General features: G+C 34.4%; 17 protein-coding genes. 14 read left to right on the top strand and 3 right to left on the bottom strand.

What is annotated here, in order from left to right:
- The first annotated feature begins 31 nt into the window (after positions 1-31).
- From CRO00_RS17575 to CRO00_RS17600, 7 genes are all read left to right on the top strand, one after another.
- Complete coding sequence (locus CRO00_RS17575; RefSeq protein ID WP_097074982.1) at positions 32-997, top strand: LCP family protein; 966 nt, start codon at positions 32-34, stop codon at positions 995-997.
- Positions 998-1,067: 70 nt separating this feature from the next.
- Positions 1,068-2,291: an AI-2E family transporter gene (locus CRO00_RS17580; protein ID WP_097074983.1), complete on the top strand. Its 1,224-nt coding sequence runs from the start codon at positions 1,068-1,070 to the stop codon at positions 2,289-2,291.
- A gap of 111 nt (positions 2,292-2,402) precedes the next feature.
- Complete coding sequence (locus CRO00_RS20365) at positions 2,403-2,579, top strand: hypothetical protein (RefSeq protein WP_202615705.1); 177 nt, start codon at positions 2,403-2,405, stop codon at positions 2,577-2,579.
- A 114-nt stretch (positions 2,580-2,693) separates the two neighbouring features.
- Entirely contained in the window at positions 2,694-3,404 is a 711-nt protein-coding gene (locus CRO00_RS17585; protein ID WP_097074984.1) for a YetF domain-containing protein, read from the top strand.
- 65 nt (positions 3,405-3,469) lie between these two features.
- The gene (locus CRO00_RS17590; protein WP_097074985.1) at positions 3,470-4,447 is read left to right on the top strand and encodes a helix-turn-helix transcriptional regulator; all 978 of its coding nucleotides are present in this window, start codon (positions 3,470-3,472) and stop codon (positions 4,445-4,447) included.
- 87 nt (positions 4,448-4,534) lie between these two features.
- Positions 4,535-4,882: a hypothetical protein gene (locus tag CRO00_RS17595; RefSeq protein ID WP_097074986.1), complete on the top strand. Its 348-nt coding sequence runs from the start codon at positions 4,535-4,537 to the stop codon at positions 4,880-4,882.
- 5 nt (positions 4,883-4,887) lie between these two features.
- A complete protein-coding gene (locus CRO00_RS17600; RefSeq protein ID WP_097074987.1) occupies positions 4,888-5,502 on the top strand; it encodes a DUF1643 domain-containing protein in 615 nt (204 codons plus the stop codon).
- 46 nt (positions 5,503-5,548) lie between these two features.
- Here the strand turns inward: CRO00_RS17600 and CRO00_RS17605 are convergent, their stop codons facing one another.
- Positions 5,549-6,712, bottom strand: a complete 1,164-nt coding sequence (locus CRO00_RS17605) for an aminotransferase class I/II-fold pyridoxal phosphate-dependent enzyme (protein ID WP_097074988.1) — start codon at positions 6,710-6,712, stop codon at positions 5,549-5,551.
- A gap of 180 nt (positions 6,713-6,892) precedes the next feature.
- Between CRO00_RS17605 and CRO00_RS17610 the strand changes: the two genes are divergently transcribed.
- Positions 6,893-7,696: an ATP-binding protein gene (locus CRO00_RS17610; RefSeq protein ID WP_097074989.1), complete on the top strand. Its 804-nt coding sequence runs from the start codon at positions 6,893-6,895 to the stop codon at positions 7,694-7,696.
- Between the two features lie 51 nt (positions 7,697-7,747).
- Here the strand turns inward: CRO00_RS17610 and CRO00_RS17615 are convergent, their stop codons facing one another.
- Both CRO00_RS17615 and CRO00_RS17620 read right to left on the bottom strand, forming a co-directional pair.
- On the bottom strand, positions 7,748-9,112 hold the full coding sequence (locus CRO00_RS17615) for an outer membrane protein assembly factor BamB family protein (RefSeq protein WP_097074990.1): 1,365 nt from the start codon (positions 9,110-9,112) through the stop codon (positions 7,748-7,750).
- Positions 9,113-9,240: 128 nt separating this feature from the next.
- The gene (locus tag CRO00_RS17620; protein WP_097074991.1) at positions 9,241-10,032 is read right to left on the bottom strand and encodes an enoyl-CoA hydratase/isomerase family protein; all 792 of its coding nucleotides are present in this window, start codon (positions 10,030-10,032) and stop codon (positions 9,241-9,243) included.
- Positions 10,033-10,340: 308 nt separating this feature from the next.
- On the opposite strand from CRO00_RS17620, the gene CRO00_RS17625 reads away from it, so the two are divergent.
- The 6 genes from CRO00_RS17625 to CRO00_RS17650 all read left to right on the top strand — a co-directional run bounded on the left by CRO00_RS17625 (position 10,341) and on the right by CRO00_RS17650 (position 15,172).
- On the top strand, positions 10,341-11,195 hold the full coding sequence (locus CRO00_RS17625; RefSeq protein ID WP_097074992.1) for a tyrosine-type recombinase/integrase: 855 nt from the start codon (positions 10,341-10,343) through the stop codon (positions 11,193-11,195).
- A 20-nt stretch (positions 11,196-11,215) separates the two neighbouring features.
- Entirely contained in the window at positions 11,216-12,076 is an 861-nt protein-coding gene (locus CRO00_RS17630; protein ID WP_097074993.1) for a patatin-like phospholipase family protein, read from the top strand.
- 22 nt (positions 12,077-12,098) lie between these two features.
- Positions 12,099-12,527, top strand: coding sequence for a GatB/YqeY domain-containing protein (locus CRO00_RS17635; protein WP_097074994.1), 429 nt, complete (start codon positions 12,099-12,101; stop codon positions 12,525-12,527).
- Between the two features lie 371 nt (positions 12,528-12,898).
- Positions 12,899-13,054, top strand: coding sequence for a transcriptional regulator (locus tag CRO00_RS17640; protein ID WP_097074995.1), 156 nt, complete (start codon positions 12,899-12,901; stop codon positions 13,052-13,054).
- Between the two features lies 1 nt (position 13,055).
- Positions 13,056-13,220: a transcriptional regulator gene (locus tag CRO00_RS17645; RefSeq protein WP_097074996.1), complete on the top strand. Its 165-nt coding sequence runs from the start codon at positions 13,056-13,058 to the stop codon at positions 13,218-13,220.
- Between the two features lie 254 nt (positions 13,221-13,474).
- A complete protein-coding gene (locus tag CRO00_RS17650) occupies positions 13,475-15,172 on the top strand; it encodes a sensor domain-containing protein (protein WP_097074997.1) in 1,698 nt (565 codons plus the stop codon).
- The last annotated feature ends 4 nt before the right edge of the window (positions 15,173-15,176 follow it).

Genomic DNA, 15,176 nt, shown 5'->3' on the forward strand with positions numbered 1-15,176 from the left:
CGTATTTGCAGTGGATTAAAAGGAGAATTGTATGGAAGAAAATCAGAACTCAGTAACACGACAAAAAAGAACTAAAAAAAGAAAAATGCGAAAAAGAAGAATCTTATTGCTCGTTTTATTTGCCTTAATTGTAAGTGGTGCGTCATTTTCAATTTATCAATACCGTAATGGCCTTCAACTAGCAAAAAAGGCTGAACAACCAATAGAAGAAGAGAAAATTGAATTTGTAGCAGATGAAAAAACTGAAAAAATTTCAAATTATTTAATTATCGGTGTTGATACGAGGGGAGAAAAACAATCCAGATCGGATACGATGATGGTATTATCTTGGAATAAAGAAAAGAATACCTTAAAACTAGTTTCCTTTATGCGAGATATTTACGCTGAAATCCCTGGCTATGAATCTTATAAATTAAACACTGCATATTTTCTCGGCGGCGTGCAATTATTAAAAGACACATTGAATACTATGTTTGAAGTTCCTGTTCATCATTATGCTATTATCGATTTCAAAAGTTTTGAATCATTAATTGATATTTTAGCTCCAGAAGGCATAGAAATTGATGTGGAAAAAGATATGTCTGCCTTCATTGGAGTGAACTTAAAACAAGGTGTACAAAAATTAAACGGAAAAGAGCTTTTAGGTTATGCAAGATTCCGTTATGATGCCAACAGTGATTTTGGTCGTGTGGAACGTCAACAAAAAGTAATCGACGCTTTAAAAGATGAACTGTTATCACCAAGTAACTTGCCAAATTTACCAAAGCTTGTTGGTGCAGCACAAGGGTATATCACTTCTGATCTAACAACGAAAGAAGAATTAAAAACAGTACTTGGCGTCGTAGCAGGCGGAAACATTGAAATCGAAAAGCTAAGAATACCAGTGGAAGGAACTTATAAACTGGAAGAATATAGCCATGCCGGGGAAGTGTTGGAAATTGATATTGAAACAAATAAGCAAAAAATCCACGAATTCCTTCAATTAGAAGCAGAGTAATCTATTAGAAAAATTCAATTTCCATGATAAAATAAAAATAAGTATAATTTCTGTTCGACGGGGTGGTCCATTGGAAAGAGAAAAAGGTTTCGGTGATCGAGTACCAAGTGAAAAATCTGCATTTTTTTCAACAAGGTTTATACGTTTTTTAGGTGGAAAAAATCTTTTATTTTCACTTATTTCATTAGTATTGCTCGGGTTAGTCATATTCATTTTTAATAAAGTCGCTTTTATTTTTTATCCGTTACAAGTGTTATTTGAAGTAGTCATTTTGCTAGGTGTTTTGGCAATTATTGGTTATTATCTTTTAAGACCTTTTATTCGCCTTGCTGAAAAAGGGAAAGGGAAAGTACCACGAGGAATTGTAATCTTAATTTTGTATATTATTGTGGCAGCATTAATTACATTAATTTCTTTACTCGTGTACCCATTTTTACGAGATCAATTTATGAATTTAGTTCAGGAATTCCCTGTTTACTTTATGTCGTTAATCGAAAGTATTGTTACATATTTAAATAACTCAAGATTTAACGAGTTATTTATGAAGTTAAACTTTGATTATGACGCAGTATTAACAGATATTACAAATGACCTTGTCTCAACAGTGAAAGATACGTTCGCAAACATCGCTTCTACTGTTGCATCAGGTATTACTGGCTTTGTTTCAACATTAACAGGTATTTTATTATCCCTTGTGACAGTTCCATTTATTTTGTTTTACTTATTGTACGAAGGCGAAAAAATGCCGAAGTTTATTTTGCGTATTTTCCCACCAAGAATGCGTAATGAAGTAGGACAAGTTTTAAAAGAAATGGATAAACAAGTAAGTTCTTACATACAAGGACAAATTTTAGTGTCGATTTGTATCGGAGCAATGATGACAATCGGATTTTTAATCATTGGCCTCGATTATGCACTGTTACTTGGATTTTTAGCAATGATTACAAGTGTTGTACCTTATTTAGGTCCAGCCATTGCAATTACGCCAGCATTAGTTATTGCCATTGTAAATTCACCTTTTATGTTAATTAAATTAATTATCGTTTGGACGATTGTACAATTAATAGAAGGTAAATTTATTACACCGAATATTATGGGGAAATCGTTATCGGTTCATCCAATTACAATCATTTTCGTCTTATTAACAGCAGGATCATTATTTGGAGTTGCAGGAGTCATTTTAGGTATTCCAGGTTATGCATTATTAAAAGTTGTTGTTTCGCATTTCAACGCACTAGTGAAAAAACGCTACAATCGTTTTGAAACAGACCCAGCAAATAAATATGAAATTTAAAACAGCAGAGATTTTTCTGCTGTTTTTTTTACGGCGAAAAAAGAAAAAGTTTTAAGTTTTAAGTTTAAAAAAAATGAAATGACTCATAATAATGTGGTGGAGGTGAGATACATGGCACGTAACAACAACAACAACAACCAAAACGAACGCAACAATCGTCAAAACGATGATTTAGCAAACCGTAATCGCAACAACCGTGAAGAGTTTGCTGAAGAAGCAAACTTCGATCGCAACAACAACAATAATAACAATAACAACAACCAAAACAACAACCGTGAGAACCGCTAAGGAAACTCACCCATAAAGAGTTTATAAGCTCTGAACTGAACCCCGAATAGAACACTTTAAAAAGTGTGCTGTTCGGGGTTTTAGTATAGACACTGTGAAGGAAGGTAAACAAAAATGGACGTAGCTGATTTAATTATTCGATTATTTATAGCCTTCTTTGTTCTACTCACATTAACAAGAATTATGGGGCGTAAAGAAATTAGTCAAATGACTTCATTCAATTTTGCATCGTCCATTGCAATTGGTTCGATTGCAGCAAATTTAGCAATTGATAATAACCTAACGATTCGAAATGGAGTTATTGCCTTAGTTGTTTGGACAATTTTCACTTTAATCATGGCTTTTATTGATATTAAGTTTAAGGGCGCGAGGAAGTTCACGACAGGTGAGCCGATTATTGTCATTAAAGATGGCCAGATAATGGATAAAGCATTAAAAAAAGCACAGCTTGATTTAAATTCTTTAACTAGCATGTTACGTGAAAAAGATGTTTTTTCATTAAAGGACGTTGATTATGCCTTCTTTGAAACAAGTGGTAAACTCTCCGTATTGAAAAAGGAACAAAAACAACCTGTTACAAAAGAAGATGTAAGTATTCCAATTCAAAAGAAACTTTACCGTACAACCATCGAACTAATTTCAGATGGAGAAATAAATATGAACAATCTAATTAAAGTAGACCTTAGTCAAACTTGGTTAGATCAACAATTGAAGTCTGCTGGTATCAATTCTATTGCTGATGTTTTTATTGCAGAGCTACAAACGGACGGAAGCCTTTACATTGACAAGAAAAAGGATGGGCTAGGAGAAGTGGAAGGTAAGTAATGAAAAATGACTTACCTTTTTATATGGCATTTACTATAAAATGTATATAAAAAGGTGATGATGTAATGTTGAACATTGATAACAACGCAAAAAGGCTTTTGGCGATAAAGGATATTCTCTATACATACACAGATGAAGAGCATGCACTAAGTATTTCGAACATATTAGAAAAACTGAAAATGCATTATGGGGATGCACAATTTAGTAAAAATACGATAAAAAGTGCAATAAAGGATTTACAGGAGTACGGGTTTCATATAGAAGAAGAAACACGGGAAAATAAAACGGTATATTACAGCCATCAATATCGGAATTTTGAAATTTATGAATTGAGAATGTTAATTGACGCAGTGGCTTCAGCTAAGTTTCTGACGTCTAAAGAATCTGAACAACTTATTAAAAAGATTAAGCAGCTAACAAGTGAACATCTTTCCAAAAAGTTAAAAAGTCATATCCATATTGACCCTTCATTAAAGGTGGGAAACCGTGAAGTTCGCTATCATATAGATAACATCCATCAAGCTATTATTGATAAAAAGATCGTTTCGTTTCAATATGGTAAATACAATGTTAAAAAGGAGTTTATCCTACGCCACGATGGAAAAAGATACATAGTCATTCCTTTAGAATTAGTGTGGATTAATGATTTTTATTATTTAGTGGCAAAACAGGATGATAAAATTAAACATTTTAGAGTAGATCGGATGAAAAAAATTAGTGTACTGGAAGAGTCCTTTCAAAATGAAGAATTTGAGCTTCGTGATCATTTAAGACAATCTTTCAATATGTATCCTGGTAAACCTGAATATGTAGAAATCACTTTTAATCAATCACTACTAAATGCAATTTTAGATCATTTTGGAACAGACGTTTATATAAAAAAATACGATGACAATACGTTTACCATCAAAATAGAAGCATCCATCAATGAAGGTTTTATTCGGTGGCTACTAACATGGGGGAGTGATGCGAAAGTAGTTGCCCCTCAACACCTTATTGAAAAAATGAAAGATGAGATAACGAAAATGAATAACCTTTATTAACAAGGCATCCACTTATGGGATGCTTTTTTCGTTGTCAAAAATTTGAACACCTCTTATGGTTTACTAAAGTTACGAGGGGGAGTTAATTTGAAAAATCATTGGGAAGAAATTCTTGTTGTTGGTGGCGAGGGTGGAAGTATTAAATTGTATGGTTCAAAAACGGCTATAGGGGATTGGATTTATTCAACGGAAAAAAATGAAAGTGCTTTAATTGATTTCTTTGACGATGAAGATTTAAAATCCGTTGCTGTACAAAAATCTAAAGTGGTAAGTAATTGGGAAGAGGCAATTTATTTACTCGGCCCTTATTGGATGAATTTATATCCCATACATGTGCATCCAGCATTTAAATTAAAAGTGTGGGAAGAAGTTAATAAACAAGAAGAAGTACGTTCTCTTTCACGTTGGAAGAGACTTTGCGTAAGAGGAGAGTGAACTGGATGATTCAACAATTAGCAAATACGCATAAGCTCCTTATAGAAACGGGAACTTTTAACGGAGTCGATGGAACGGCAATATTTGATCAAAACAAAACACGGCGTTATTTTTTAGAAAAACGATGGTCAGAAGGGGAGAACATTTTTACTGCCGTGATGATGAACCCGAGCAATGCAGCGCACGATTCGTCTGATGATACCGTTGATCAAATAATAGAGGTTGCGAAAAGTCATCATTGCCACGCACTTCGGGTTGTGAACGTTTCAAGCATAATCGGTGGGACAAGTAGCAAATTAACGGCTGCACATTTTGCCTATGAATCGCTCAATTGGTCGTTTGTTTCAAATGCAATGGCAAGTGGGCAAATCGTGTTCCTAGGTTGGGGAATGAAGGGGCAAAAAGGGTTAAATCAACAAAATCACATATCAAATGCCTTTAAGAAAGTAAAAAACAAATTATACTCCTATGATGTGATGAGATCTACTGACAGAAACTATGCAAATCGACCAATCTACTATGTACCACATCCGAGACCACAGCTTGATAAAGAGAGATATTTGAATGAACCTATAAGAAAAATCGATGACATTGGGTTTTTGCAATTATTTAATGAATAAACGAAAAAACTGGTAGGGAAAATACTTCCTCCACCAGTTTTCGTTCTTATATTGATAATGTTTTTAATCGTTCAAGTGCTTTTTCCAACACTTCCACGGATTGTACAAGTGCTAAACGAACATATCCTTCACCATCACTACCGAAAGTCGTACCAGGAACCGTCATTACACCAGTTTGTTCAATCATTTTAAAAGCAAATGAAACACAATCTAATGGATAAGGATATTTTGCCCAAACAAACATACCGCCGTTTGATGGAGCTACTTCCCAGCCTAATTGCTTCAACCCATTCATTAGTGTTTTATGACGCTCTGCAAAAGTAGAACGTAATGGGGCAGTAATTTCTTCAGCGTGGTCTAGTGCTAAGGCAGCTGTAGATTGAATTGGGTCAAATATACCAAAATCTAAATTTGATTTTAATTGTTTCATAATGTTAATCATTTCTGCATTCCCAACAATATACGCAACACGTGCGCCGGCTAAACTAAAACTTTTCGAAAGGGAATTAATCTCTATTCCAACTTCTTTTGCTCCAGGTGTTGCAAGGAAGCTAATTGGACCATCTCCTGTAAAGTAAAATTCAGAATAAGCAGCATCGTGTACCACAAGAATATTATATTTCTTTGCAAATGCAATCACTTCCGTAAAGTATTCAATAGAAGGCTCCATTGGGACAGGATTTCCCGGCATATTCAAAATAAGTAATTTTGCCTTTTCAGCTACTTCCTCTGGGATTGCTGTTAGGTCAGGAAGATAGCCATTTTCAACATCTAATGGAATATAAAAGCTTTTGGCACCTGCAAGTTTAATCCCCGCATCATAAGCAACATAACCAGGGTTCGTTGTTAAGACAATATCCTCTGGGTCGCAAAATGCTGTTGGTAAGTGAACTAAACCTTCTTGAGAACCGATTGTTTGTAGAACTTCAGTTAAAGGATCTAATTCTACTTGGTTACAACGTTTGTAATATCGACATACCGCTTCATTAAATTCTTTATTCCCCGTTAACGTATACCCATATGAAGTTTCAAGTTTACTTTTCTCTGATAGATGATTTCGTAGCATTTCGTGAGGAGGTAAGTCTGGGCTACCTAGGCTTAAATCAATAAGCTCCATTCCTTTTGATTCTTGCTGTTTAGCAAATGCTTTTAATTGGCCAAACATAGCTGGCTCAAATAGTGACATTTTCTTAGATGGGACAATCTTCAAGGTGAAACACTCCTTATATACTTTCAAATATAAATCACATTTTAACATACTAGTTTCAAATATTCGCATTCTTTCTGAAATATAGAAAAAATAGAATAGTAACCGTGAATTATTTTACAAATATAGAAAAACGTGAATTTTTCGATTACACTGAAGAAAACGTATGTTGGAGTGGAAAGAATGATTGTACATTCATTAAGTGGACCTAGTGGAACAGGAAAGAGCACAAGTGCAATTCAATTTGCGCATGAACATGCCATTGAAGCAATAATAGATGATGGACTATTCATCGTGAACGGAGAAAAAAAAGCAGGGACTTCTGCCAAGTTTGAAAAAAATACAATTACAGCGGTTCGTCGTGCGATTTTTCAAGATGAAGCACATCGAAAAGAAGTGGCAGAGTCGATTGCACAAAATCATATTCAATCTCTTTTAATTATTGGCACTTCCGATAAAATGACAAAACAAATTGCCAATCGATTGAATTTAGGGAAGATCGATTATTTTCATTATATAGAAGATGTTCGTTCTGCGCGGGAAATTCAAATGGCGAAGTTTGTAAGAGGCACGCAAGGAAAACACGTTATGCCAATTCCGTATAAACAGGTCGAACAAAATTTCTTTAAACGGTTTATTCAACGAGGCTTTGAAATTATTTCAAAAAATCGCGTGAAATTAGGGGAGACGACCATTGTGCAGCCGGATTTTCATCAAGAAACAATCGAAATTTCAAAAAATGTTTATATTCAATTATTAAAATATACGGTAGAACAAGTTGAATTCATTATAAAAATAGAATCAATACATTTCACGATGAAGCAATATCAGCCAAATGTAGAATTAACGGTATATATCCAAGCACCTGTAAATTATGATGTTATGGACAAAATGCGCGGCGTTCAAAAGCTCCTGAGCCAGCAATTTCTCAAACATTTCGAATTCGAACCAGCAACGATTCGCATTTTTATAAAAGGGATTCAATAAAATAGAAAACTGCCTTTCCACTTTAGGGGAGGCAGTTTTTAAATTTACGTATTATTTCTTGTTCCCGATAGCAACAACTTTTTTCCCGACGGATACATACAACATTCCCGATTCTCCAATTGTGATGTCTCCAATTCGGTCTTTTAAATTCATTTTCCAATTCTGTTTTCCGTATGGGTCATAAGAATAGAGAAGTCCATCCTCTGTTCCAACAAAAACGGTTCCATTTTGACCAACCACAATGGTATTTACCCATGAACCTGTTTCACGAACCCAATTTTGTTTATTATTCAAACTTACTAAATCGTCCATATGATAATAATGATAGTCTAGTACCCAATCAAGAACATCCGCTTCTTCGTCATAAGTTTGGCGCATTTTTTCATTAATAGGTGCATTAGTAAGATCCGTTAAACGAATAGAGTATAATCGTCCATTTTCATCGCCTGTATAGATCTGTTGATTACGAGTAAGAGCTGCAGTAGTCGAAACGCGTGCCCCGTAAGTATAAGTAGTACCATCAGACTTATTATCAGTTCGGTCTAATCGTATCTCCCATTTTGCTGTGCCATCTGGGTTCATAGCGACAAAACCACCTGTATATGAGCCGAAATATAAGGTTTCATCAGGGCCCACAACAGGAGAAGAAAATTCGGTCATCAGCTCGCCCATATAGTCCTTTATAAATTCACGATGCTTAAAATAATTGTTTTGTGCAAACAGATAGCCGCTTTTCGTGATAGCTGGAGCTGTTTGAAAACCATACATCTTGTTTTTATGGCTCCAAATGATTTTTCCTTTCGAATTGACAGCATATAGTCCACCATCTAAAGTATAATAATTTCCTGTACCAATATAAATGTTCCCATCTTTATCTAAAATAGGAGTCCCATTCACTATTTCTGAAAAAGTAACTTTCCACTTAAGCTTACCGTTCGGATTAAATGCTAATAAACCACCTAAACATTGATTGAGTTTACAAACTTTATTATCTTTACTAGCGAATTGTGTACTAGCCCCGATATAAATTGTTCCATCTTTTCCGATGACAGGAGTAGATCGAGCTTCAACTCCTTGTCCAAGAGAATATTGCCATTTCACTTTCCCTTTTGAAGAAATAGCATAGATTCCGTCAAGAAAACCGGAATAAATCGTTCCATCTTTGCCAATGACTAGCCCTGTTGTAATCCAATTTTTGGTACTAAACTGCCATTTGATTTCTGGTTTCGTTGGGCCATTAAAACGAGAATGCTTTGACCAGTTCTCGGAAGTTGGCTGGATCGCATTTAAGTCATATGCACCTTTCTCATAACCATCTCCTTGGTTAAATGGAGTTGCTGCATGTGACATTTGTGTGGTGAAGATTGTACCGAATACAGCTAACAATAAGATGACTAAAGTTTTAATATTCTTCAAAAATTCCCCTTCTTTCTATTTAAATATAAATATAAAGTACCATATATTCTATCTATTGGGATATAGTGGGGGAGTAAGAAAAATAAAAAAGGTGACTACAAATTTCTATTTGCGTCACCTTTACGATTTTATTTTCTACTAAATTGTGGTTGTCTCTTTTCAACAAATGCGCGGACACCTTCAGGAAAGTCATTCGGATCAACAAATGGTGTGGAAGATTGCCATAAAACCGGTGCTGAATCTAAACACTCTTTTACAGAACGCTTTACAGCAAGTAATGAAGCAGGGGACATCCCAGCAACTAATTTTCCCATACGAATGGCAAATTTATTTAAATCTTTCTCCGCAACTAAATAATTTAGCATACCTGCTTTAAATGCTTCTTCCGCTTTATATAAACGACCTGTAAAAACAAAGTCCTTTGTTGCAGAAGGACCTACTAAGTCAACAAGGCGTTTTGCAAATTTATTATTTAATGTGATGCCGAGTTTTCCAACAGGTATTCCCATGCGAGCTTTATCAGAACCAATTCGGATATCACAAGCTAAGGCTAACTCAAGACCCGCACCCATTGCTGGACCATTAATCACCCCAATAACAGGTAGTGGCAAGTTTTCGATAGTTGAAATTGTTTTTTCCATATGAACAAATGCTTCTTCTGCTTTTTCTAATGAAACAGAATTAAACTCTTTTATATCAGAGCCGGCCGTGAAATTTTCCCCAGACCCACGTAACAATAACACTTTATTTTTTGGATTATCAAGAGTTTGTAAAGCAATTTTAGCTAATTGATCCCACATATTTGCCGTTAATGCGTTTTTTGCTTGTGGTCGATGAATTGTTATTATTGCTAAGCCAGCAGTTTCTTGATAAATAATTTTTGCATCTTCTTCTTCTAGGCGAGTAGTACGAACTTGCATGCAAAACATCCCCCTTAGTTTGTTTCCCACAGTATATACTACAATAATTTTTACTCCTACTATTTTGTGAATATTCAAGAAAATTATGACAAAGGTTAGACAAATTGGACAACTTTTATAAAACCAACATATTATCCGACACTTAAATTTATTGGGAATAAAATAAAGTCTGGCAATTAACTAAAAATTAGGGAGGTAAATTTTTGCACATTATCCGACACTTTTATATAATGGAATTAATTACTAACACGAACAACAACAACGAGAAAACAAGAAAATTCACGCCATTCTAATAAGGAAGTGAGGAATTGACCTTGATCAATTTTTACCAAGCTTATCTTGAATCACTAAACAAATCACCACATACAATCAAACAGTATTGTATTGATAGTGAGCAATTTTTAAAATTCTTGGAAGAAAATAAAGTATCGTTGGATTCGGACATAACAAAGGTAGTCAAAAATTATATCACTTATTTACTTGATAAATATGACTCAATCACATCGGTCAATCGCAAAATCTCTTCATTAAAAAACTTCCTAAATTTTTTGCACATGCGTAATCTGATACAACTTGTACCAGTTGATGAGCTTAAACCACTGAGGGATCATGAAAAGAAAATTAACATGCTACCATCGAATGAGTTGAAAAAAGTATTGCGCGTATGGTTTGATGTTTACTCAGGCACTGAAGATGAGGAATTCAAATGGATTGCATTAAGGAATTTTTGTATTGTAAGGTTAATGGCAGAACTTAGTTTAAAGCCAGCAGAAGTTGTGAAAATGAAATGGACGCATATCCAAAACAATACCATCTCCATACGAACACGGAAGAGAGCTAGAAAATTGGATGTTTCAAGGAGTATGTTAAATTGGTTAGCAATTTTTAAGAAAGAAAAAGAAAACTTATTCCCCGAAAGTATTAGTGTAGACTATATTTGGTTAGGCGTTGGAAATAGAAGAAATCACCCGATCACTGAAAAAACAATTGAACGGATTTTTCATTTCATTTCAAAACAACTAGAATTGAAAGTGACCGCGATGACGATACGTTATTCAACTATTCGCGAAGAAGTTTTAAAAACAACTGATTCAGAAGTTTACAAACAGTTTGGATACGCAAGAAATAGTGTATTACAGGAACGATTAAGAAGATTTTCGTAAAAAATTTAACAGGGGAGATTATGAGTAACTTGAGTCCAAATAATTGTAGTTTAATATTAGAAGGCGGCACTTTCCGTACAATTTATACAGCCGGAATTTTAGATTCTTTTTTAGACCATAAGCTAATGATGCCTTATATAGTCGGGATTTCTGCTGGCGCGATTAATGCTTGTTCTTATGTTTCGAGACAAAAAGAACGTACATTTCGCGTGCTAGCGGATTATCGCCATGATAAACGTTATATGGGGTTTCGTAATTTCCTGAAAGAAAAAAGTTTATTTGGCTTAGACTTTGCCTATGATGTCGTACCTAACCAACTCGATTTGTTTGATTGGGATACGTATAAAAAACATGATGGCACCGTGTTATTTGGTGTGACAAACGCATTAACCGGCAACATTGAATATATGAATGCATTGGAAATGGATAAAAAATGTACGATGTTAAGAGCAACATGTGCAATCCCAATGCTATTTCCAGAAATAAAAATTAATGAAACTCCTTACTTCGATGGGGGACTAGCTGATCCCATTCCAATTCGAAAAGCGTTGGAGGATGGCTATGATAAGCATGTCATTATTTTAACGAGACCTCAAGGATATCGAAAGCAAATGGACCGCCAAAGTAAATGGGTGATGCGTCTATTACGTAAAAAATACCCGAAACTTGTTGAACAGATGGCCGTTAGAGTGGATAAGTACAATCAAACGGTAGAATTTTGTGAGAAGTTAGAGCAAGAGGGGAAAGCCATAATTTTCAGACCTGAATTCGCATTAAACAGTATGGAAAAAAATGTGTTAAACATGCGTCAAGGATATGAAATGGGCTATAAACTCGGCAACGAACGACTTTCCCAATTACAACAGTTTTTTAACAAATAACATACAGAAGGAGCAGCGAATGATGCTAAAAGAAACAGTTTTTGAACAATTAAAGAAAGCAATGAAAGAAAAGGATGCACTAGCGAAAGGAGTGCTTACTTTATTAAAATCAGCTTTAGATAAAGAAGAGAAAGAAAAGGGAGCACAACTAACTTCAGAAGAGGAAATTGCGATCGTAAACCGTGAAATCAAACAAACAAACCAAGCATTAGACGGTGCAAAACAAGCAAATCGTGAAGACCTAATTGAAAAAGAAGAAAGCAAACTGACAATTTTAAAAAGTTTCCTTCCAAAACAATTAACAGAAGAAGAGATAGTTTCGGTTTTAACAGAAGCTGGTGTAGCAAAAGGCATGAACATGGGAGAAGCCATGAAAATAGCAAAACCACTATTAACGGGTAAGGCAGATGGTGCTACAATCTCCAAAGTAGTGAAGTCTTTAATTTCATAATAAAGCTTTTGGCGAGTAGATGAGACAAATTGTCATGCATCTACTCGTATTTTTTTGCACAACTGATTAAAGCAGACTTCATGGCAGTGGTGAACGAAAATATCCCGAGTTGAAAAAATAATTGTAGTGACGTTCATTTCCCCCGGATAAACGACAAATCACCATGGAAAAGTGAACAATAGAGGGATCTTTCCCAATGCATGACCACGCAAAACGATAAAAACTGCTCAAGGCCATGTATCCAATGAAATAGAAAAATTTTAATCTTTCTTTTTTTCAGAAAAGTCATTGACAAGAAAAAAAGTCTGTACTATATTAAAAACATAAAACAACAACTGTTATAGTACAACTAACTAAAGGAGAGATGATTTATGTCAATGTATCGAGAAGGTTATGAATATTATGTTTCTAAATGTGAGGATTTCGGTCTTGAACCAATCAATTTTTATTATTACGTACAACAATTATCCCAAGAGCAACTTGACGCGTACAATCAGCAAGCACAAGAAATGAAAGGAAGTATGTAAGATGGTTGATTATAGAATCGGTTATGAATATTACAAACAAGCTTGCCAACAACACGGCTTAGAACCAGTAAATTTTAATTACTTTATTCTTAATTTATCCCAAGAACAGCTAGATGCATATAATGAGCGAGCCGAACAGAAAAGAGGTCGAGAATTTGAAAAGTAATCTTAAAAAATGTCAATCTTAGCAACCTAACTTGTCTCGTAAACAAGTAGGTTGTTTTTTTTTTAACAAAACATTAATAATTTAATCACAACATGCTTCTGATTTAGTGATACAATAGCAATAACGATAAAATTCGACAAACGATAGACATTTTTCAACAATAAACTACTATTTTTTATTCGTTATTAGTATTATAATAGCAAAATAAACTCTAGATATTTTGAGATATTGTAATCGATGAGTGGAGGTAAAATATGAATAATGGCATTCATTCAACAAAGACAGCACTAATGGAACATTCATATGATGAATTAAAGGATATAAAGGCAGCGCTAGATAAATCATCCATTTTAGCTGTTACCGATCCACAAGGAAATATTACTGCAGTAAATGACTTATTTTGTGATGTCTCAAAATATTCTAGAGAAGAGCTAATTGGTCAAAATCACCGTATTTTAAATTCTGGTTTCCATCCTCCATCCTTTTTTAAAGAAATGTGGAAAACAATTGGAAGCGGAAAAACGTGGCATGGTGAAATTTGTAATAAAGCAAAAGATGGAACTCTCTATTGGGTACAGACTACGATTGTGCCTTTTTTAAATGAAAAGGGAAAACCTTATCAATATATTTCAATTCGTTCAGATATAACTGCACAAAAAAATATTAACATTTTGAGTCATTTTGCAAACCATGATGACTTAACAGGGTTGCCTAACCGACGAAATCTTTCGAGAAGGTTAAATCAACAGATTGACAAAAGTGTTCGCAACGATTCAAAATTCGCTCTGTTTTTCATCGATGTTAACAGATTCCGCAACATTAATGATGCACTTGGCCATAATGTAGGCGATATGTTTTTAGTGGAAGTGGCAGAGCGCTTAAAATCTCTAGATACAACAGGTAACTCTTTTTATCGATTAAATGGAGACGAATTTGTTTTTTTATTAGAGGACACAAACCAGGTTCATTATATTGCAGAAAAATTTATGCAAAAGTTTAATAAACCGTTTAACTTCAACAATTATGAATTTTACTCAAGTATTTGTATTGGCATTAGCATATATCCCGAGCATGGGAAAACGGTGGATGATTTATTAGTTAGTGCAGATATGGCTATGTATGCAGCAAAAAATAAACGTGGAAACCAATACCAGGTATTTAAAGAAAATATGAATGGTATGAATGACCGCGCATTAATGTTCGAATCTAAGCTTCATCATGCCATTAAAAACGATATTTTAGAATTATATTATCAGCCAAAAATAGATGTAAAAACAGAAGAGATGATTGGCATGGAGGCGCTTCTTAGATGGAAGGACTCCGAATTGGGGAATATTCCGCCAAATCAATTTATTCCTTTTGCAGAAGATTGTGGTTTAATTTGCGACATTGGTGAATGGGTTCTACGAAAAGCTTCTTTGCAAATTAACCAGTGGAAAGAACAATACAATTCGGACTTAAAAGTAGCAGTAAATATTTCTCCAATTCATTTCCAAGAAGCAAATTTCACAGCACGACTTATGGAAATACTTGAAGAAACCAAAGTAGATCCACATAACTTAGAATTAGAAATTACTGAAATGAGTATGATGGATTATAATAATGATTTAATCGAAAAAATAAAAGAGATTAAAGAATTAGGATTAACTGTTGCCATTGACGACTTTGGTACAGGGTATAGTTCTTTAGGCTATCTAAAGGAATTTCCAATCGATGTATTAAAAATTGACCGCTCGTTCATCGTAAAAATGAATGAAGGGGAGTCAGGAATTGCAATGGTTGCCGCAATTATTTCTCTTGCCCATGCGTTGAATTTAGCCGTAGTAGCTGAAGGCGTTGAAACAGCTACAGAACTTGAAATTTTAAGAAAATACAATTGTGAATATGTACAAGGCTATTACTTCAGCAAGCCATTAAGCGTAGAAGACTTTAATGCAAAATTAATAAATTAAGACA

The organism is Ureibacillus xyleni, assembly GCF_900217795.1.
Classification (GTDB): domain Bacteria; phylum Bacillota; class Bacilli; order Bacillales_A; family Planococcaceae; genus Ureibacillus; species Ureibacillus xyleni.